This window comes from Octadecabacter sp. R77987 (assembly GCF_042466115.1).
In the GTDB taxonomy this organism is placed as follows: Bacteria; Pseudomonadota; Alphaproteobacteria; order Rhodobacterales; family Rhodobacteraceae; genus SW4.
Window position 1 is genome coordinate 2,594,832 of record NZ_JAXHBQ010000001.1, and the last position, 19,885, is coordinate 2,614,716.

At 60.7% G+C, this 19,885-nt stretch carries 18 protein-coding genes and 1 tRNA gene; 11 read left to right on the forward strand and 8 right to left on the reverse strand.

Translation table 11 applies throughout. The features are described from left to right. Positions 1-21: 21 nt before the first annotated feature. The 7 genes from SJY21_RS13205 to SJY21_RS13235 are packed head-to-tail and all read left to right on the forward strand — an operon-like array spanning position 22 to position 5,219. Positions 22-1,956, forward strand: coding sequence for an ATP-binding protein (locus SJY21_RS13205; RefSeq protein ID WP_377511518.1), 1,935 nt, complete (start codon positions 22-24; stop codon positions 1,954-1,956). Next, the gene (locus SJY21_RS13210) at positions 1,953-2,258 is read left to right on the forward strand and encodes a hypothetical protein (RefSeq protein WP_377511521.1); all 306 of its coding nucleotides are present in this window, start codon (positions 1,953-1,955) and stop codon (positions 2,256-2,258) included. The genes SJY21_RS13205 and SJY21_RS13210 overlap by 4 nt, the downstream gene beginning before the upstream one ends. After that, the gene (locus SJY21_RS13215) at positions 2,255-2,608 is read left to right on the forward strand and encodes a hypothetical protein (RefSeq protein ID WP_377511524.1); all 354 of its coding nucleotides are present in this window, start codon (positions 2,255-2,257) and stop codon (positions 2,606-2,608) included. The genes SJY21_RS13210 and SJY21_RS13215 overlap by 4 nt, the downstream gene beginning before the upstream one ends. After that, positions 2,602-2,913 carry a hypothetical protein gene (locus SJY21_RS13220; RefSeq protein WP_377511527.1) on the forward strand — a complete coding sequence of 104 codons (312 nt, stop codon included), beginning with the start codon at positions 2,602-2,604 and terminating at the stop codon, positions 2,911-2,913. The genes SJY21_RS13215 and SJY21_RS13220 overlap by 7 nt, the downstream gene beginning before the upstream one ends. Then, positions 2,910-4,262, forward strand: a complete 1,353-nt coding sequence (locus SJY21_RS13225) for a DUF6638 family protein (RefSeq protein WP_377511530.1) — start codon at positions 2,910-2,912, stop codon at positions 4,260-4,262. Before SJY21_RS13220 ends, SJY21_RS13225 begins: the two co-directional genes overlap by 4 nt. Beyond that, the gene (locus SJY21_RS13230; RefSeq protein ID WP_377511533.1) at positions 4,262-4,531 is read left to right on the forward strand and encodes a hypothetical protein; all 270 of its coding nucleotides are present in this window, start codon (positions 4,262-4,264) and stop codon (positions 4,529-4,531) included. The genes SJY21_RS13225 and SJY21_RS13230 overlap by 1 nt, the downstream gene beginning before the upstream one ends. Positions 4,532-4,544: 13 nt before the next feature. Further along, positions 4,545-5,219, forward strand: a complete 675-nt coding sequence (locus SJY21_RS13235; protein ID WP_377511536.1) for a DUF1523 family protein — start codon at positions 4,545-4,547, stop codon at positions 5,217-5,219. Between the two features lie 175 nt (positions 5,220-5,394). Here SJY21_RS13235 and SJY21_RS13240 read toward each other — a convergent pair whose 3' ends face one another. The 3 genes from SJY21_RS13240 to SJY21_RS13250 form a co-directional block, all read right to left on the reverse strand. Next, a complete protein-coding gene (locus SJY21_RS13240) occupies positions 5,395-7,746 on the reverse strand; it encodes an aldehyde dehydrogenase family protein (RefSeq protein ID WP_377511539.1) in 2,352 nt (783 codons plus the stop codon). A gap of 3 nt (positions 7,747-7,749) precedes the next feature. Then, complete coding sequence (gene deoC, locus SJY21_RS13245; RefSeq protein WP_377513242.1) at positions 7,750-8,727, reverse strand: deoxyribose-phosphate aldolase; 978 nt, start codon at positions 8,725-8,727, stop codon at positions 7,750-7,752. Positions 8,728-8,790: 63 nt separating this feature from the next. Beyond that, entirely contained in the window at positions 8,791-9,651 is an 861-nt protein-coding gene (locus SJY21_RS13250; RefSeq protein ID WP_377511542.1) for an AraC family transcriptional regulator, read from the reverse strand. A 117-nt stretch (positions 9,652-9,768) separates the two neighbouring features. Between SJY21_RS13250 and rpe the strand changes: the two genes are divergently transcribed. The 4 genes from rpe (at position 9,769) to SJY21_RS13270 (ending at position 13,737) form a co-directional block, all read left to right on the forward strand. After that, positions 9,769-10,452, forward strand: a complete 684-nt coding sequence (gene rpe / locus SJY21_RS13255) for a ribulose-phosphate 3-epimerase (RefSeq protein WP_377511545.1) — start codon at positions 9,769-9,771, stop codon at positions 10,450-10,452. Positions 10,453-10,541: 89 nt separating this feature from the next. After that, the gene (locus tag SJY21_RS13260) at positions 10,542-12,053 is read left to right on the forward strand and encodes a DUF4173 domain-containing protein (RefSeq protein ID WP_377511548.1); all 1,512 of its coding nucleotides are present in this window, start codon (positions 10,542-10,544) and stop codon (positions 12,051-12,053) included. Continuing rightward, positions 12,050-12,739 carry a response regulator transcription factor gene (locus tag SJY21_RS13265; protein ID WP_377511550.1) on the forward strand — a complete coding sequence of 230 codons (690 nt, stop codon included), beginning with the start codon at positions 12,050-12,052 and terminating at the stop codon, positions 12,737-12,739. Before SJY21_RS13260 ends, SJY21_RS13265 begins: the two co-directional genes overlap by 4 nt. Continuing rightward, positions 12,724-13,737, forward strand: coding sequence for a sensor histidine kinase (locus SJY21_RS13270; RefSeq protein WP_377511553.1), 1,014 nt, complete (start codon positions 12,724-12,726; stop codon positions 13,735-13,737). Before SJY21_RS13265 ends, SJY21_RS13270 begins: the two co-directional genes overlap by 16 nt. Here the strand turns inward: SJY21_RS13270 and SJY21_RS13275 are convergent. The 5 genes from SJY21_RS13275 to SJY21_RS13295 form a co-directional block, all read right to left on the reverse strand. Further along, the gene (locus tag SJY21_RS13275; RefSeq protein ID WP_377511556.1) at positions 13,734-14,642 is read right to left on the reverse strand and encodes an NAD-dependent epimerase/dehydratase family protein; all 909 of its coding nucleotides are present in this window, start codon (positions 14,640-14,642) and stop codon (positions 13,734-13,736) included. The two genes, SJY21_RS13270 and SJY21_RS13275, sit on opposite strands and share 4 nt — an antisense overlap. A 21-nt stretch (positions 14,643-14,663) precedes the next feature. Then, positions 14,664-15,839: an NAD(P)/FAD-dependent oxidoreductase gene (locus tag SJY21_RS13280; protein WP_377511559.1), complete on the reverse strand. Its 1,176-nt coding sequence runs from the start codon at positions 15,837-15,839 to the stop codon at positions 14,664-14,666. After that, positions 15,836-17,545 carry a hydantoinase B/oxoprolinase family protein gene (locus SJY21_RS13285; protein ID WP_377511562.1) on the reverse strand — a complete coding sequence of 570 codons (1,710 nt, stop codon included), beginning with the start codon at positions 17,543-17,545 and terminating at the stop codon, positions 15,836-15,838. The genes SJY21_RS13280 and SJY21_RS13285 overlap by 4 nt, the downstream gene beginning before the upstream one ends. Next, the gene (locus SJY21_RS13290) at positions 17,542-19,770 is read right to left on the reverse strand and encodes a hydantoinase/oxoprolinase family protein (RefSeq protein WP_377513244.1); all 2,229 of its coding nucleotides are present in this window, start codon (positions 19,768-19,770) and stop codon (positions 17,542-17,544) included. Before SJY21_RS13290 ends, SJY21_RS13285 begins: the two co-directional genes overlap by 4 nt. Further along, positions 19,731-19,806: transfer RNA gene (locus SJY21_RS13295), tRNA-Ala, on the reverse strand. Before SJY21_RS13295 ends, SJY21_RS13290 begins: the two co-directional genes overlap by 40 nt. Positions 19,807-19,885 lie beyond the last annotated feature (79 nt).

Consider the following 19,885-nt stretch of genomic DNA (forward strand, 5'->3'; position numbering starts at 1 on the left):
CAAGATGAGATTGGGTGCCGTATGAGCCAGACAGCCGACCAGATGGAATTGCGCGAAGAAGATGTCGTAAAGCACTACGCCGCTGCCTTGGACATGCTTGACGGGTTCGACCACGCGCCGCGCATTGCCGAAGCCAAGGAAAATCCGGTGGCCGAAAAGTCATCGGGCATCGGCACGCGGCGGCGGTTTCGCAACACTACGCCGGGCCTTGTGACCAAACGGACCGCCCGCAGCGAAGGGGTGCAGATCATCGCGCGCGTCGAAAGTGCGGACGAAGGTGACGGGCTGTGTTCACCGGTGCAGGCCAGCGTGCTGCAAGGGCTGCGCCGCGCCATTGCCATCGCACTGGCCGTGGCCGAACAGTATTCCGACCGCACAGGGCTGGCTGATCTGAAGCGTGCCAACCTTGAGGGCAGCTTGCCCAGCGGCAAAAAGGCCGCGTTTTCCGAGATGCTGAGCGCCGAGGCGCTGATCACGCTTTATGTGTTCGGGTCGGCCACGGCGTTTCTGTTGTCCAGCCACGCGAGTGAAGAAACCGTCGAGGTGGGCGAGGTCGAGGAAGTCTTGACCGACAACGGCCAACTGGCCCTGCATGGCGCGCTATGGGAGTTGGATCAGGACATCGGGTTGTTCGCGGCAACCGAAGGCAAACTGGTTGCCACGGTCCTGGCATTCGCCGAAAGCCTGATGGCCAAGGTCGCCGCACGCGCCAGCACCGCGTCACGGCTGGAGCCGTTCAAGGCGGCAAGCTGGCGGGTCGAGGCGGACGGATTTACTGTGGACGGGTTCAGCCCCGCGCGTGCGGCGAAATCGTCCAAACTGACCATGACCTTCAAGAAGCCAAACGAAGTCGTTGGCAACCATATCGCCAAGTATCAGGCGATGAAACTGGCCAAGATGGTCATGGCCTACGACTTTGATCGCAAGCTGAACCCCTTTGCCGAACTGGGCGGTTTCATCTTTACCTTCATGGGGGATGGCAAGCCCGGCACGGGGAAAACCACCCTGATCCAGATGATGGCAGGGCTGATCAACGACTACTGTCAGGTCGCGGGCTATCCGTTCCGCTATCAGAACCTGAGCACCGACAACATAGACAGTTATCAGGGCAAATCGGGCCAGAACGCCAAGGCGTTTATTAACAATATCATTGATCCCAATGTCATCGGCTTTGGCACGATTGACGATATTGACCAACTGGCAGGCAAGCGCGGCGATCGCCAGTCAAGCGCGGGTCAGTTGGAAATTACCGCCGTGCTGATGGAAAGTTTCGCGGGCGCTAACACAGTCGTGCGCGGCAATTGCACCTTTGGAATGTTCAGTAACTACCCCGAGAATGTGGATGATGCCCTGCGCCAGCGGGCGGGTGCGCGGTTCCTCGTCGACGGGCCGATCACGCGGGATGATTACATCGATATTCTGTATCTGCTGATGGGCAAGAACCACGATATTCCGGTCGGCGATCACGAGGTGTTTAGCGCACAGGAGATCAAGAAGGCCGTTGCCGCCAGTTTTGAAAGCCATTCCCGCCCGCACGAAGACGGGCTGGAGCGGGTGTTTGACAAGGTCAGCAAGGACATCGGCAAGCTGGATACGATTGCCAAACTCGGCACCTATCTGAAGGGTATTCAGGAGGCGGATGATCGGTTCACAGGCCGCGCGATCAAGAACATCACGGACGCTGTGAAGGTGCGGGCGATGGACTTTGAATTGCCGGACGAATGGATGGAAAACCCCGACCTGTTCCTGTTCAAGGACTACGACACCAAAAAGGCGATGATCGACGACATGCGCCAGCCGATCACGGTGGAAATGGTCATTCAGGAGATCAACCGCTACGCCGACAGCGAATTCCGCTATGCCGATAAATCCGACGAGGTCGCGATTGAAAACATGATCCGCGACTTTGGCCGGCAGGAAGAAGCCAAACGGCGGTATCTGGAGGGCAAGGGGTGAGTGCAGCGCTCCTCATGATGGTGGCGACAGTGCTGGCGGGGGTGATCATTGTGATCATCGTGCCGCTGCTGTGGGCACGCGTGGGGGGGATTGCGGGCTTTGCCTTTGGGATCATCGCGATTCCGGCGGTTTGGTTTGGCGTCTTGTATCTGGCCATAACGATTGCCCAGCCTATTTGGGGGGACGCGGCGGATATGAAAGTCCTGCCCGATCAGTCGCAACTTGCGGCTTCGGGCGTGTTGGGTGTGTTTGTCATGCTTGCCGCGATCATCAGTGCGGTTATGCGGCGTGGTGGCAAATGAGCGATCTGTTCACATCCGGCCAGTTGGCCATTGTTTTGCCCGCCTTGACGCTGGCACTGATCGGCTGGCTGGTGCCGAAACTGCTGGCCATGGTGTTTCCCGAAGGGGTGAGGCCGCTGTTTCTGCTCGCCTTTTGTGCAACCTTGATCATGCTTTGCGTCGGGATGCTGTTCTTTTTGGCGCTTTACCTGTGGCAAGGCATCAGCCTTGCGACCCTGACCGAAGCAGGCACGGCATCTGTCATATTCCATTTCCTCCGGTTGGGCGCGATATCGGCGCTGCTGTGGGCGCCGATCATGATCCTGTCCATCGCGGGCCTGCCAAAACACTGGGTCAAGAAAACATGGTAGGGGCGCTGGGCATTACAATGACGCTGGCGACGATGCTGACAGGTGCGTGGATCGGCTGGAACCGTGGCCGCGATGACATGCGGTCAGCCAGGGATTTCCTGCGCGGTCTGGGCATTTGCCTTTTTGTCGCGACGGCGGTGAATTTCATTATTCTGCTGGCGGTTGTCGGTGTGACGCGGGCCAGTCTTGGCGCTGCGTTTTCCTTGTCCGAGACGCTTTGGATGCTGGTCATAACGGCGGCGTTCTGGCTGCCCGCAACAGGTATCGCGTTTACCTGGCAGGCCATTCGGGAGCGTTCCGCATGAAGCGTTTGATCGAAAAAGGTCTGATGTTTGGCAATCTGATCCGCGTGGACAGCCCCGTTTTGGTGGATCGCTATAACCGTGCGCTAAAGCACCTGACGGGCAAAACCACCAAGTTGAAGGACTTTCACGTCGATATATCCGGCTATTCGCCGGAAATCGGTGATGAACTGGGTGATACGCTCTATTTGAACCACGAAGGAGTGAACCGGCAGTTCATCCTGCTGACCACCGAACAGAAAACCGCGCCTTTGTTGAATGTGCAGTTCTCGACCTCGCGCGGGATCTTGCGGCAGTTCATTGAGAAGAACGCGGCTGAGTTGTTTGCCCTGACCGCGCGCGATGCCGTGGCAGGTGAATTGGTGAATTCCGTCTTTACTGCCGACACAGCCGCGCGCCTGTTCGATATCCGCCAGATCACCGTCGAGGCGGATACGACCGAAGGCACGGTCGCCACGGCAGCGAAATTGGGCGCGATGATTGACCGTTTCAAGACCGAACCGGATGCATGGTTCGATGACGTGCTGATTGCAGACATGATCGGGCTGGCCAAGAAGACCGGTGATGTGGTGCGCAATCCTGTGAATCTGCGCCAGATGACCTTTCACCAGGATAACTTCTGGACCGCGAAATTCGGCGGGCTGTTCGTGTTTCGCCAGGTCGAACATCCGGCGGCGATCACAACAGGCGACAAGAAAAAGCTGGGCGATCTGCCCGTGCCATACGTTTTTGATCTGACCGACACTTCGGCCATCGCCAAGTTCCTGCAACTGAACGATCTGGTCGAACCCATCATCAAGGCGCGTGGCATCGACGCCGCAGCGATCCTGCACCAGAAGATGGATTTCGTCGTGGCCGAGGTGGCCAGCAAGATGGGCGAAGACCTGTCTGGCGCGACGCGCCGCGATCTGCGCAATCTGGGGCGGCGCTATGCCAAGGACCTGCCCGAAGAATGGCAGGGGCTGGCCGCACTGGTGCGCTGGGCGGATGAAGGGGGCGACTGGCCACATATCACATCCGAACACCCCGCCTATTTCTATACGCTACGGGCCAAGGATCACGCGGATGCGGACCTGATCAACATGCTGCTGGCGCAGCTGACCCCGCTGGATATTCGCCAGCTTTTCATCTGCCACAAGGAAGCATTCTATGCGACCTATGCCACCTGGCCGGACGAGAAAAAGGAATATGTCGCCGATTTTCTGCACCGCGAGTATCAGGTCGACAAGGCTGGCACACGCAAGGCGCTTTTCGGGCACGAGGCACCAATGGCCGAACCACAGGTCGTGCCGCCGCCAATTCCTGATATGATCGAACAGGTCGGCCCCTGGGGCGCAGTAAGGAGGAAATGATGGCACTCGTTCGACTGATCGTATTCGGATTTCTGGGCCTGAGCGTGGTCTATATCTGCATCTCGCTTTATTCCCGCTCGATCCGGCGTGAAAAGCTGGAAAACTGGTGGGCCGAGGATCATCCCGACGATCTGGATTCACCCGTGCGCACTGCCTATATCACAGAGGGCATGGCCAAATATGAAAGTGGTTTCCGCAAAAAGTTGATCGTGCTGGTCTATGTGATACCCACAGTCATCGTCGGCACGATCCTTTACTTCGTCAACTGAAAGGCGCCCAATCATGCGCAACTTCCGCCGTATCCTTCGCATCACGCTTTTCGTGATTTTCGGGCTGTTGCTACACTACGCCTTGCCGCAAAAGGACGTGGCGCGCATCACCGGAACCGACACGATCCGGCAGGATTTCAGCAGCTTTAACCGTTGGTTCTTTGCACAGGCCGACAGCGGAAACGTGGATGGGGTGAACCGCGATGTGCTGTTCATTACCGTGCAGCGCAAGCAGACCTATCTGTTCGGGCTGATCCGCGGCGGCGACGATGTGATGGTCTATCGCAACGAAGATACAGGCTGGATTTGGCCGCCCTACTTCAAATTCGATACCCGCGATTTGCAGGGCGAGGCGCAGGATCTGGTGTCAACAGCCGAGGATCCCAAATGGGTGACGATCACCCATTATGGCTGGCGCAACCGGTTCTTTACGATCTTTCCCAATGCAATCGGGATCAAACAAATCGACGGGCCCGATTACCGCCCGTTCCCGTGGTTCAATATCGGTTTTTTCATTTTCCTGATCATCGGCATCCTGTTCATCCGCGCCATGTGGATGCAGTTCCGCGAACGCACGCTTGATCCGATTGCCGACAAGGCGGGCGATCGTCTGGATCACGTCAATGCCGATCTGGCCGAGCGGCGGGGCCGCATCCGCCGCTGGCTTGATAGCTGGAAAAGCAAGTAGGGTAGGGCGGCGAGACAAAGACGCAAGGCGCGGCGCGCAAGCGCCATGCCCGACCTCCCCCACGGGAGGGCATTCAGCAACGACCGCTGCGCGCTTTGGCTGGTTTGTGGACGCAACGACCGTCACGCGGGATAGTGAACCCTCCCGAGGTCGGGCATGGCGCTTCCGCGCCCGATCAACCTTCGCCGTAGGGAATCCAGATTGTCTTGACCTCGGTCGCGGCGCTTAGGAAAGCGCGGCCTTCGCCAACCGCACGGTCCATCCAGTCGCGCGCGTGGCCATTGTTGACCCATGTGCGTTTCAGGTTTAGCGCGGCGGCGCGTTCGATTTCGCCCGATAGGTCCGTGCTTGAGAACGACCAGACAGCGTCGATATCCATGTGGCTGGCCAGCGTTGGGGCCAGTTCGGCATGCGATCCCGTCAGGATATTCACCACCCCTCCCGGCACATCGGATGTTTCCAAGACCTGATAGAAATCGGTCGCAGCCAGCGGGAAGGGCTCGCTTGCCACCAGTATCGTGCGGTTGCCCATCGCAATCGCGGGTGCCATGGCGCTGATCAGGCCCAGCAGCGGGTGCTCGTCGTCACAGAGCGCTGCAATCGTGCCGACCGGTTCGTTCATCGCCAGCGCCACACCACGGATCGGCACGCCTTTGGCCGCGCCATCCAGTTTGTCGGCCCATGCGGCATAGGTGAACAACCGGCGAATGGATGCTTCGACCTCTTTGCCGCCACTGCGCCCGCCCGTCAGATGGTTGATGCGGTCGGCGAATTCCTCGGCCCGCGCCGACAGGTTTTCGGCGATGTAATACAGAATTTGCGCGCGCAGGTGACCCGTGGTCTTGCCCCAGTTCTTGGCGCCATTCGCAGCCTCGACCGCATTGCGCACGTCCTTGCGATTGGCAACAGACGCATGGCCCAGCAACTTGCCAGACCGGTCAAACACCGGATTGGAATAGCCACCATCGGGGCGGGATTGCTTGCCACCAATATAGAGCTTGGCCGTGCGATCCAGCGGATCGGCGGGGTGGCCGTCTTCGGTGGTGAATGCGGCGACAGGTTTCAATTTCTTCGCGCTGCCCTTGGGGCGCGTGTAGGCCTGCAAGCCTTCCCAGCCACCTTCGCGCCCGAACCCGCTTTCGCGCACGCCGCCAAATCCGGCGGCGGCGTCAAACATGTTCGTGCCGTTGATCCAGACCACGCCCGCGACCAGTTTCGGGGCGATATCCAGCGCAAGGTTGATGTTCTCGCTCCACACTGTCGCGGCCAGCCCATAGCGGGTGTTGTTGGCCACTTCGACTGCTTCGGACGGGGTGCGGAATGTCGTGCCGACCAACACGGGCCCAAAGATTTCTTCCTGCATCAGCGTATCCGCAGGGGTCAGGCCGGTGATCAGGGTCGGCGGATAAAAACACCCCTCGGCGGGCATATCGCAAGCGGCGCGATAGGTGACGCCAGCATTGTTGCCATCGACCTTGTCCTTGATCTGTTGCAGTTGCACGGGGTCGACAATCGCGCCTACGTCGATGCATTTATCCATCGGGTTGCCCACGCGCAGCTTGTCCATGCGGGCGCGCAGTTTGGTATAGAACCGGTTTGCCACACCTTCCTGCACCAGCAAGCGTGATCCGGCACAACAGACCTGCCCCTGATTGAACCAGATCGCATCGACAAGGCCTTCGACAGCGCTGTCCAGATCGGCATCATCAAACACGATGTAGGGGGACTTGCCACCCAGTTCCAAAGTCAACGCCTTGCCACTGCCCGCTGTTGCCTCGCGAATACGGCGGCCCACGGCTGTCGATCCGGTAAAGGCGATCTTGTCGACGTCCGCATTGACGATCATTTCGCCTACCGCGCCGTCACCGGTCACGATGTTGACGACACCCTTTGGCACACCCGCCTGACGGCAGATATCCGCGAACAAAAGCGCGGTAAGGGACGTATATTCCGCAGGTTTCAGCACCACCGTATTGCCCATCGCCAGCGCGGGCGCGATTTTCCACGACAGCATCAGCAGCGGGAAATTCCACGGCACGATCTGACCGCAAACGCCCAGCGCCTCGCGGTCGGGCAGTTCGGATGACATCAGTTGCGCCATGCCCGCGTGGTAATAAAAATGCCGCTGGGCCAACGGGATGTCGATGTCGCGGCTTTCGCGGATCGGTTTGCCGTTATCCAGAGTTTCCATCACCGCGAACAGGCGGGAGTGTTTCTGCAACAAACGTGCGATGGCATACAAAACCTTGGCGCGGCCATGCCCGCCCAGTTTCGCCCATTTGCCTTGCGCCTTGCGCGCGGCGGCAACGGCAGCATCCACGTCCGATTGCGTGCCTTGGGTGACATTGGCGAGCACGTTGCCGTTGGCCGGATTGCGACTTTCGAATGTGTCACCCACAGGGGTGAACTGCCCGTCAATGAAATGACCAAAGCTGTCACCCATATCCACCAGCCACGCCAGCGCCTCGGCGGCACCTTCGGGGGCGGGGCCGTAATCCATCGTTTCGAAAATTTCCTTGACGGTCATGTCTTATCCAATCGCGTGACGCCACTGGGCCGAATAGGCGCCGGTGACGTGATGTTCGAGTTGCCGTTCAATATCACCCAGCAGGCTGGAGGCGCCAAAGCGGAACAAATCGGGCTGCAACCAACGATCGCCCAATTCGTCCTTCATCATCGCCAGATAGGTGATCGCATCCTTGGCCTTGCTGATCCCGCCCGCGGGCTTGTAGCCGACACGGATGCCTGTGCGTTCATGGTATTCGCGGATCGCGCGGATCATTGTCAGGGTCACGGGCAGGGTCGCGTTGACCGGTTCCTTGCCGGTGGACGTCTTGATGAAATCTGCCCCCGCCATCATGCAAACGACCGAGGCACGCGCGACATTGCGCAGGGTTCCCAGCTCGCCCGTGGCCAAGATCGCCTTGACGTGGGCATCGCCGCAGGCATCACGCATGGCGCGCATTTCATCATAAAGCGCCTGCCAGTTTCCGGTCAGCACGTGACGGCGGGAAATGACGATGTCGATCTCCTGCGCGCCCGCGTCAACGCTTTCGCCGATCTCGGCCAGCCGCAGGTGCAGCGGTGACAGGCCAGCGGGGAAACCGGTGGACACAGCCGCCACAGGAATGCCTGACCCGCGCAGCGCGTCGACGGCCGTTTCGACCATATCGTGATAAACGCAGACCGCACCGGTGGTCAGGCCAGTCATTCCCAGTTTGTCGAGGATATCGGCCCGCACGGGTTGGCGGGCCTTGGCGCAGAGGCGGCGCACGCGCCCTTCGGTGTCGTCACCAGCCAGCGTGGTCAGGTCGATGCAGGCAATCGCGCGGCACAGCCACGCCGCCTGATAATCCTTTTTGACGCTGCGCCGCCCCGGAAGCGTCGCGGCGCGCCGTTCAATCGCTGATGTGTTCGCCTGCACGGATCGCACCCACGACAGATCAAGCGGCAGGCCGTCATTGCGCGCCTCGACCGTCTGGGGCAGGTGGGTCGTTTTGGTGTCGATGGTGGTGGTCACGACGTCTTCTCCGATTGCAGAGATAGAACGTGGCACGGCCCCGCGCCGTTTTCAAGCGCGCGCGGGCTGCAGAACGTCACGTTGTCGCGCACGGCGATAGCGTTGCGGGGTCTGGCCATGATGCGCCAGAAACAGCTTGTGAAAATGAGACAGGTTCGGGATGCCGCAATCGGCGGCGATTTCCGTCAATGTGTCGGCCGTGCCCGACAGGCGGCGGGCGGCGTAATCCATGCGGATCGCGTTGATATATTCGGACGGGCTTTGGCCCAGATGGGCGCGTGTGGTGCGGCTGACATGCGGGTGGGCACGCCCTGCAACCGCGACAAAACCGGCGGCGCCATCACGGAAAACGGCGGGGTCTTGGGCGGCGGCGCAGGCCTCGGCCAGCCACTGTGGTGCGCCGGCTTGCACATCTGGCGCGCCGTCAAGCAGGCTGGTCAGAAGGGGAAGCAGGAACGCCTCGGCCTCGAACGCGCTGGGTTTGGCGCGCTCCAGACGCAGCGCGGCGGCGTTCACGGTGGCAAGCTGGCGCATATCGCGGTGTTTCAGCACGGGGGCAGGGCCGTCAGCCCAGAAAAACCGACCCTGCAAGGCGTCGTGGCGTTGCCCAAGATCAGCGATCATATCGGGCGACAGGCTGATCGAGACAACCAGCGCGTCTTCGCCGCGCCCTTGCAACCCGTGGGTATGATCGGGGCGCACGAACAGCATGTCGCCCTCTCTCAGATCGGCGCGCCCGTCCGGCATGTGATGGCGCACAGTGCCGTTCTGCACCCAAAGAAGTTCAAAGAAATCATGGGCATGCAGAACCTGCGGGCGGCGCGTATCCAACGTCGCGCGGGTCAGGTGATAAGCGGCCCCTTTGGGAATGATATCAGCGTGATGTAGGGTGATATGATCCATAATATCCATATACCACACTCTTGCGCAGGTCGCCCCCTGCCATCGCGTCGCACCCCCACGGGGGGAGGTGACGCCGCCCGTCTGCTGGGCTAAAGGGTATGAAACGCTGCACAAGGAAAGCCTGCCATGACTTTTGACCGCTCTTTGAAAATCGCTCCGTCCATTCTGTCGGCGGATTTTGCCAACTTCGGCTTGGAAATTCAGGCGATCGAGGATCAGGGCTGTGACTGGGTCCATGTGGATGTGATGGACGGGCATTTTGTGCCCAACCTGACCTTTGGCCCGCCCCTGTGCGCCGCGATCCGCCCGCATATCAAAACGGTGATGGACGTGCATTTGATGATCTCTCCGGTGGATCAATATATCGAAGCCTACGCCGCCGCCGGTGCCGATTACATCACCGCCCATGTCGAGGCTGGCGCCCATACCCACCGCACGATGCAGGCGATCCGCGCGACAGGTGCCAAGGCGGGTGTTGCGCTGAACCCCGCCACGCCAGCGGGCGAGGTCGAGTATCTGCTTGATATGGTTGATATGGTCTGTGTGATGACTGTGAACCCCGGTTTCGGCGGACAAAAGTTCATTCACAGCCAAATTGAAAAGGTCCGCCAATTGCGTGCCATGATTGGCGACCGTCCGATCCACATCGAAATTGACGGTGGCGTGACGCCTGAAACTGCGCCGCTGGTCGTTGCGGCGGGGGCCGATGTTCTGGTCGCCGGATCAGCTGTGTTCAAGGGTGGATCGGTGTCCAACCCCGCGCCCTACGGCGAAAATATCCGCGCCATTCGGGCTGCCACCGTCAAATAGCCTCTGCACAAAAACTGCACAAACGCCGCGCGGGGCTTGCACCCCTGCGCCCTATCCCTGTCGTCAATCAACAAGACGAGGGATCAGACATGTCAGGATACATCGTGCGCGGATTGCCCCGCGGACTGGCCAAGGATGCGTGGTGGATGGCCGCGGACAGCCGCAGCGGGGCGACTGACGGCGTGCACCCATTGCCGGTTGTGACGCAGGGCGCCTTTCCGGTGTTGATCGCTCTGATTGTCCTGATGGATGTGATGATGTGGCAGGTCACGCCGGGGCTGTCACTTGTCGTGTTCATCATCGCCCTCGCCGCAGCCGCACAATTCTGTCTGGGCCGTCGCCTGTCGCGGCGCGGGATGATGTTGGGGTGGGGGGGCATCGCGCTTGGCGTTCTGCCGCTTGTCGAAACTGTGCAGCCCTTGTCCATCGGTTTTGCGATTGCGGGGCTGTTACACTTTGTGGCGTGGTGCTTGCTGGACGGTGGCCCTGTCGATGCTGCGCGTCTGGCGCGCGCTGTCGGGCGGTTTTTGCTGCTGGGGCATTGGCAAACGGTTCGCGACATTCTGGCGACCACCAAACAGGTCAAAGTTGGTGAAACGGCGCGCAGTATCCCCTTTGGCGGGTTGTTCACCAATTGGGCGCTGCCTGTCGGACTTGGCGGGATATTCCTGATCCTGCTGATGCGTGCCAATCCAATCCTTGCGGCTTGGGTGTCCACGCTCACCAACCTTGCGCCGACGACGATTGGCGACATTGAACGGATCTTGTTCTGGGTCTTTGCGGGGCTTGCCGTCTGGCCCGTGCTGCGGCTGGCCCCGCTGCGTGCATACATGGTGCCGCGCCTGCCGGTGGCGGGCACGACGTCGCTGTTTCGCCTGCCCCATGCGGTTTTGAACGCGGCGTCCCTGTGGCGCGCCCTGATCGGGTTCAACCTATTCTTTGCGGTGCAGACGGCCATGGACCTGACCTATCTGTGGGGCGGGGCAAGCCTGCCCGACGGGATGACCTATGCACAATACGCCCATCGCGGTGCCTATCCGCTGATCGCCACAGCGCTGCTGGCGGGGTTGTTCGCGCTGCTGGCGCAACCTTTCCTGCCGGGGCGCAAGGGGTTGAAAGCGCTGCTGTATCTGTGGATTGCGCAGAATGTTGCCCTGACGCTGTCGGCAGTGCTGCGCCTTGATCTTTATGTGCAGGCCTACGGGCTGACCTACCTGCGGTTTACGGCGATGGTCTGGATGGGGCTGGTTGCAGCAGGGTTGATCGCAATGATCTTGCAAATGGTGCGGGTGCACAGCATCAATTGGCTGATCCGTGTCAATGCCGCCATGGCCGTGGCCGTGCTTTATGTGCTGTGTTTCGTGAATGTAGCGGGGATCATCGCGACCTATAATCTGGCGCACCACCCCCAAGCGACGCCTTATGTTTGCCAGCTTGGCGAAGGGGCGGACGCCGCGATTGTCGCCCATGAACGCGCACTTGGATATCAGATTTGTCCCCCGTCCAACATGACCCTTACCGCCCCCCAAGGTTGGCGCGATTGGGGCTACCGCAACTGGCGCTTGCGCCGTAACCTGACCCCGGAAGGGAGCGCGACATGAGCAACAAGGTCCTGATCGTTGATGACGATCCGCAAATCCGCGACATCCTGAAAATCGCGCTGGGGCAGGCGGAATTCGACGTGGTGCAGGCTGGCGACGGGGCGATGGCGGTGACATTGGCGGCGCGTGAAATGCCCGACCTGATCGTGCTTGATATCGGGTTGCCGGAAATGGACGGGTTGGCCGTATGCCGCGAGGTGCGCAAATCAAGCGAGGTGCCGATCCTGTTCCTGACAGCGCGCGGCGATGAAATCGACCGTGTGGTGGGCCTTGAAATGGGCGCGGACGACTATGTTGCCAAGCCGTTTTCGCCGCGTGAACTGGTCGCCCGTGTGCGTGCCATTCTGAAACGATCGGGTACACGCGCCCCTGCGCAAACCACCGCGCGCCACGGTATCATCGAGGTCGACCAGACCCGCCACATCTGCCGCGTGAACGGCGACACCGTGCCGCTGACCGCGCGTGAAATGGACCTGCTTGCGCGGCTGATCCAGCGGCCCGATCACGTGACCTCGCGCCCGCAGATGGTCGATGCGATCTATGGCACAAACATCCACGTCAGCGACCGCACAGTCGACAGCCACCTGCGCAACCTGCGCCGCAAGCTGACGCAGGCCGGTTGTGCGGACGCCATTGAAACCGTGCATGGTGTCGGGATCAGGATGGGTGCATGTCGGGGCAAATAACGCGCAAGTGGCGTCCCACGCTTGCCCTGTTCCTGGGCTGCATGTTGGTCGCGGTGCTGGCCTTGCCGTTCCTTGGGTTCGGGGTGGTGCGCGTGCTTTGCGTGCCCCTTCGCCCCGCCTTCATTGGCGAAGGCTGGCCAACGATGTCATGCACAAACGCATCAATCCTGATCACCTTTCTTGTGATTGCGGCCACCGCAGTTTTGGGCTGGATGATGTGGCGCGTCTTGCTCAATCCGATCACCGCACTGGCCGAGCGCGCCCATGAAATCAAGAACGGCGAAGACGCAGCACTTGCCCCCTTGTCCCATTACGGCACCGCCGAGATGCGCGATATGGGCCAGTCGATCCTTGATATGGGCCATGTTTTGCTGAACCGCGAGGCAGTGCTGCGCAGCTATGCCGATCACGTCACCCACGAGTTGAAATCCCCCCTTACGGTGATCCGTGGTGCAACCGAACTGCTTGCCGCGCCTGACTTGCCCGCCGATGCGCGCGCAAGATTGCTGGCGCAAATCGACGCGGCGACAACCCGCATGACCGCCCTGCTGGACGCGCAACGCGCCCTTGCGCGCGCGCAGGAACCGCTGGTGGAGGGGACTTGCCGGATCACCGATCTGGCCGCCGGATTGCGTCAGGATTTCCCGACACTTGAGATCACGGTAGAGGGCGGCGACGCCCTGCCACTGCCCGCCGAGAGGATGCGGCTGGTATTGGATCATCTGCTGGGAAATGCCGGTGCGCATGGCGCAACAAAGGTGACGATCACCGCGCGCGACGGGCGCGACCTAACGGTCGCCGACAACGGCAATGGCGTGACTGACGGAAACCGCGCCCGCATTTTCGACCCGTTTTTTACCACCCGTCGCGATGCGGGTGGCACCGGAATGGGGCTGCCCATCGTCGCCCGCATGCTTGAAGCACACAGCGCGTCAATCGCGCTGGCCAAGACCGTGCAGGGGGCGACTTTTGTCGTCCGGTTCAGCGCGGCGACCTAGCTCATTCCCTTTTTCGACAAGAATGACGGCAGCTTGCCACCGTTGCCTTTGGGCGTTGCCGCGCCTTCTGGCGCTGGCGCGGTCTCACCCATTTTCTTGATCATTGCCACGCCGCTTTCGCCCAAGGGCACGGTCGCGAACGGCCCGCCGATCCGCATTTGTGCAAGGTTCTGCGGATCTGCCGGTCCTTCTTTGGCAAACAGGGCTTCGGCCCAGTCTTCGGCGTTGTCCTTGGGGCGATACCCAAGGAAAGACACGCGGGTGTTGTCTACGGGCGCGCGGGTGTTGGCGCTGACACCATAGACGACCGTGTAGCCGACTGTTGGCGTGTCGATCGCGCGCTGCACAAGCTGGATCAGATCGTCATAGGACAACCATGTGCCAAGCGCGCGCACGTTTCCCGGTTCGGGCGTGCAGGACGCGATGCGCAGGCACACCGATTCCAGCTCGCGTTTTTCCCAATACATCCGGCCCATATCTTCGGCAAAACACTTGGCCAGACCATAGAACGTGTCGGGGCGGTGATCGCAGTTTGTGTCGATTCCGTCCGCCGTTGGCTGCATCCCGACCGCATGGATTGACGAGGCATAGATCACACGGCGCAGCCCATGCTGATAGGCCGCTTCCCAGACGTTATAGGCGCCGATGTAATTCGGCCCCAACAGTTCCTCGAACGGGCGCTCGTCCGGGATGGCGGCGAAATGCACGACCATATCCGCGCCTTCCAACACGGGGCCGATTTCGTCCATCTTGGCCACATCGGCCTTGGCGTAAGTTTCATTGTCCAGCAAATCTGGCGCATCCGCCAAATCGACTGATACCAGTTCGTCCGCCATCGCGGCCAGCGGTTTGCGCAGTTGCGATCCAAGCGCACCCAGCGCTCCGGTAAGGACGATTTTCTTCATGTGACAGCCTTTATTCTTGTGTCAGATCACGGCCCGCTCAACGAACGGTGTGTTGCTTGCGATACGCTCATACCCCAGGGGCGCAAGGTCAAGGGTCTGAAATGCGCCATGCACCAGCAATTCGGCCATTCCCCGCCCAATGGCGGGGCTTTGCTGAAGTCCGTGGCCGGAAAATCCGTTGGCAAAGTAGAAGTTGGCGACCTCGGGGTGCGCGCCGACGATCGCGTTCTGGTCCAGCGTGTTATAGGCGTAGTGCCCGACCCATGTGTTGATCAGCTTGATTTGTTCAAAGGCAGGCACGCGGGTGGCAAGAACCGGCCAGACCTTGTTTTCCCACAGGCCGTGATCAATGGCGAAGTCGTCAAATTCCACGGCAGGATCATCATCGGGCGGGCATCCGGCAAGGTAGTAGCGCCCGTCGCTGCGCATATGCACGCCTGACGGGTCAATCGTCAGGGGCAGATCGCGGTCCAGCGGCTTGGCCGCATCAAAGATGAACGTATAGCGGCGGCGCGCCTCGACGGGCACATGCAGCCCCGCCATCTGTGCGGTAACATTGGCGCGCGGGCCAGAGGCGTTGACGACCTTGGCCGCGCTGATGCCCGTGCCGTCCGACAGGGTCACACCCGTCACGGTGTCGCCCGAACGGGTGATCCCCGTAACCTCGCCTTTGATATACTCAACGCCCTGCGCACGGGCCTTTTTGCGAAACCAGTCGAATATGGTGCCGCCGTCAAAATACCCTTCGTTCAAGGTGTTGTGGCTGCCGCAAATCACATCATCAAGGTTGTAGAACGGATAGGCGGCGGCAATCTCGTCGCGCGACATGATCCGCGTGCCCGCGCCCATGTCGGTCTGCACCTGTTGGTTGTCGCGCAAGACGCTGGCAAATTCGGGGGTGTCGGCCAGATACATGTAGCCATAATTCTGGATCGGCAGGTCGGGCGCGTCACCACCCATGTAGCGTTTGAAATTGTTGATAAATTCAGCGCCGAACTGGCTGATCTGGATATTGATGCGGGTGCCGAATTGCTGGCGGATGCAGGAATTGGTGTGCGTGGTTGATGCAAATTCATAAGTCGGATCACGCTCGATCACAGCGATGCGGCCCTTGAACGCGGGATCGCGCGATGTCCAATAGGCGATGGAGGACCCCACCATCGCCCCGCCGATGATCACGATGTCATAGGTATTCATGGCTCGCGCCCTTCCTGCACGGCTTGGGCCACGGCACGGATGTCCGCATCGCTTAGCCCATAATCCGCTTGCGCCGTTTCAGCCGAAATATAGCCCCGCGCCAGATCGCTCTTTACAAGGTCAAGAGATCGCGCTGACGGGTCGCCATAGCCAGCCCCGCCGGGAAAGGCCATGACCACGCGTCGCCCGTGCGCGACGAACTGTTTACCCTTGCCGCGCATCGGCGTGCCGTCATCCTGCGCGATGGTCGTGGGTGCGCCTGCGCCACCACCACGCCGCCCCTGTGCGGGGTGATCGACGCGGTCGAACATCGCCTGAATGTCGAATTCATGGCCCGCGCGCGCGCCCACTTCCATGTATTGCCCAAGGCCGCCGCGCTGTTTGCCCGCACCGCCGCTGTCGGGGCGCAATTCCTTGCGCCAGATGATCACGGGGCCGGCGTGTTCGGTCGCCTCGACCGGCATGGTCATCACGCCGGACGGAAAGGCGGTCGCATTCAGCCCGTCAAACGCGGGTCGCGCGCCGGACCCGCCGGAATTGAACGTCAGAACTTCGGATCGCACGGCACCGGCAGGGGCGGGCGCATCGGTGCGGGGGCGCAAGGAGACCTGAAAGTTGCACAGGCATCCGGCCCCTTCGGCGGGCACCAAACCGGGGACAATCTGATCAAAGGCATTGAACACCGCATCCGGCACGAAATGCCCGACGATATGGCGCAAAGCCACAGGCGCGGGGTGCACGGCGTTGACGATGGTGTTGTCCGGCGCGGTAATTTCAAACGGCGCGAGGCTGGCGGCGTTATTGGGAATTTCCGGCGCAATCGCCACTTTCAACGCGTAACAGGCATAGGCCTTGGCATAAACCAGCGGGCAGTTGATCCCCTTTTTGTCAACGCCTGATGTGCCGGTGAAATCGCTGATGATCCGGTCCTTTTCGATGGTCAGCTTGACGCGCAGGGTGATCGCTGTATCAAACCCGTCAATCGTCAGCTCTCCGGTTGCTGATTTTCGCGGAAGGGCGGCGATCCGCTCCAGCGTGGCGGCGCGGGAGCGGTCAAGGATAAACGCCGCGATGCCATTCAGATCGTCCAGCTCGAATTCCTCCATCATGTCGATCAGGCGGCGGTGGCCGATTTCGTTGCAAGTTGCCAGCGCGTAGATGTCACCGATCAACTGGTCCGGTTCACGCACATTGCCGCGCACGATCGCCACAAGCGTGTCATCCACCGTGCCGCGGTCGGCGAATTTCATGATCGGGATATAGATACCTTCCTCGTAAACGCTGGCGCCATCGGCCCCGAAACCGCGCCCGCCCACATCGACCACATGCGCTGTGCAGGCGAAAAAGCCCACATGTGCGCCTTTGTGAAACGACGGGCTGACGATGGTGAAATCATGCAGGTGGCCGGTGCCTTCCCAGGGGTCGTTGGTGATGTAAACGTCACCCTCGGCGATGTTGTCGCGCCCGATCCGGCGGATGAAATGCGCCACGGCATCGGCCATGGCGTTGACGTGGCCGGGGGTGCCCGTGACAGCCTGTGCCAGCATTTGCCCGTCAAGGTCATAGACGCCTGCCGACAGATCGCCCGCTTCCCGCACGGATGTCGAAAAGGCTGTGCGCACAAGGGCTTGGGCCTGTTCCTCGACGACAGATATCAGGCGGTTCCACATGACCTGATAGGCCACGTTTGATGGCTGGCTGGTCATGCGCGGCCCCCTTTGATGTCGATGCAACCGTCTGGTTGGCGGATGGCATGGCGGCTGACGGGGATGATAACAGTGGTTTCATCCTCGACGATCGCTGCAGGGCCGGTGACGGTCTGGCCCGTGGTCAGATCGGCACGTTTGACGATCCGGGCATCGGCAAATGCGGCACCTGCGGGGTCAAAAATCGGGCGGGTTGTCTTGGCATCCGACGCGCCCGCGTCATCCGCCAGCGCGACCTGTTCGACACGTTCAGGCGGCGTAGTCGCGTTGACCGACCAGACGGTGATTTCCACGTCCAACCCCGCAACCGTGCGCCCGAACAGTTTTGTGTAATCGGCCTCGAACAGCTGCAAGAAGGTGGCCGCGTCGGGGGCGTTGGCCTGATCCACAGTCAGCGTGATCGGGATTTCCCAGCCCTGTCCGGTGTAGCGCATATAGACTTTGAATTCCGACAGGATGTCGGCGTTTGGGTCGCAGTTGCGGACAAATCCACGCGCCTCGGCCTGCAATTCTTCTAGCAGGGTGGCCACGCGGGGGGCATCAAAATCCGACAGCTTCATGTAGACAGACCTGTTCGCCTCGAACGAAAACGGCGCGCGCAGGAACCCGATGGCTGATCCGACACCGGCCCCCGGTGGGACAAGCAAGCGGTCAATGCCCAGCTTTTCACACAAACGCCCCGCGTGTAGTGGGGCCGCACCGCCAAAGGCGATCATCGTGTAATCGGACAGGTCCTCGCCGTTTTCCACGGCATGCACCCGTGCGGCATTGGCCATGTTTTCATCGACAACTTCGGCCAGTCCAAAGGCCGCCGTTACTGCATCCATATCAAGCGGCTCACCCAGCACGCGGGTCAAGGCATCGCTGGAATTATCCGTGTGCAGCGGGATCGTGCCACCAGCGAAATTGTCGGGGTCCAGTTTGCCCAGCACTAGGTCGGCGTCCGTCACTGCAGGGCGATCCCCGCCGCGCCCGTAACAGGCCGGACCGGGTTCGGACCCTGCCAATTCCGGCCCGACGCGGATTTGCTGCATCGCGTCAACATGTGCGAGCGATCCACCGCCCGCGCCAATTTCCACCATATCTATCACGGGGATCGAAATGGGCATGCCCGACCCTTTCTTGAAGCGATAGGTGCGGGCAACCTCGAACACGCGCGACGTTTTCGGGGTCTGGTTCTTGATCAAGCAAATCTTGGCCGTGGTGCCGCCCATGTCAAAGCTCAGGACCTTGTCCAACCCGTAACGCGCGGCGATATTGGCGGCGAACACGGCACCCCCGGCAGGGCCGGACTCAACCAGTCGCACGGGGAATTCGGCGGCACTTTCGATCGACATGATCCCGCCGCCCGAATGCATCAGAAAGATGTTGCAACCTACGCCTTCGGCCTGCATCCGCCCGCGCAAACGGCCCAGATAGGATTTCATCTGCGGCTTGATATAGGCGTTGGCAACGGTGGTGTTGAACCGTTCGTATTCACGCATCTGCGGCGACACCTCGCACGAAAGCGATAGCATCGCTTCTGGCATGATTTCGGCCACGACTTCAGCCACCAGCCGTTCGTGCGCGTCGTTCAGATAAGAATGCAGCAGGCCGATGGCCACGCTTTCATAGCCCGCATCGGCAATTTGCTGCACCACGGGAATGATATCCTCGCGGGTCAGCGGCACCAATTCGGCCCCCGTCGCGTCAATCCGGCCGGGCACGGTGTAACGCATCTGACGCGGCAACAGCGGGTCGGGCAACGTCAGGTTCAGATCATATTGTTCGAACCGGCTTTCGGTCCGCATTTCAATGACATCGCGAAAGCCTTGGGTGGTGATCAGCGCCGTTTTCGCCCCGCGCCGTTCGATCAGCGCATTGGTGGCAAGGGTCGTGCCATGGATGATCTGGCCGATATCCCCAGGCGTGATGCCCGATTTGGCACAGACCTGATGCATCCCGTCGATGATCGCATCCTCGGGCGCGCTATAGGTCGTCAGAACCTTGGTCGAGAACGAACCGGCAGCCGTTTCCAGCACGACATCCGTAAATGTCCCACCAATATCGGCGCCGAGTTCGATTGATGATTTGTGACATGCGCGCCCCCATGTGTTTGGAAAACCTTGAAGCGATTTGGGGGCGACTGCAAGCCTTGTGAACGCGCGTACAGCGGCGCGTTCATGGTCTGGAATGTCGGGGAATTTGGTGGAGCCTAGCGGGATCGAACCGCTGACCTCCTGCATGCCATGCAGGCGCTCTCCCAGCTGAGCTAAGGCCCCAAATGCTGACGTAGGAAATGATGTCAGCGAGGTGCTGTCTATGCAGCGTCGCGGGCGAGATCAAGAGAAAAAATCCCGC